1 protein-coding gene is annotated in these 419 nt (G+C 67.5%); it reads right to left on the reverse strand.

The window, feature by feature from the left end; genetic code table 11:
• Positions 1-419: TetR family transcriptional regulator C-terminal domain-containing protein (locus AB0C16_RS40740; RefSeq protein ID WP_357691564.1), on the reverse strand; the 419-nt coding region annotated here is incomplete at both ends.

Consider the following 419-nt stretch of genomic DNA (forward strand, 5'->3'; position numbering starts at 1 on the left):
GTCCACGAGAAACTGCCCGAGCCGGCCGGGGGTGAGGACGCTCGTGAGGGCGCCGGCCTCACGAGCTTCTTCCAGCACTTGTGTGACGGCGTCGGTCCAAGCGCTCAGCCCGGCATCCACCTTGCCGCGCATGAGGTCGGTCTGGTTCGACAGTTCCGCCCCGAAGTTCCCGAACATGCACCCGCGCTCGTAGGAGAAGTGCTCCAGATCCGCGGCGAGGTACTCAAAATGGGCGCGGAGCCGCGGCACGGGCGCCAGGTTCTCGTCCGCGAGCATCCCCAACCTGCGGGAGGCGGCGTAGCGGTCCAGGACCTCGCCGGCGAGGGCTTCCTTGTTCTCGAAGTGGTTGTACACCGACCCCTTGGGAATACCGGCCGTGCGGGCGATGTCCTGGATCCCCGTGCCGTTGAAGCCGCGCT

The organism is Nonomuraea sp. NPDC048916 (genome assembly GCF_040649575.1).
GTDB lineage: Bacteria > Actinomycetota > Actinomycetes > Streptosporangiales > Streptosporangiaceae > Nonomuraea.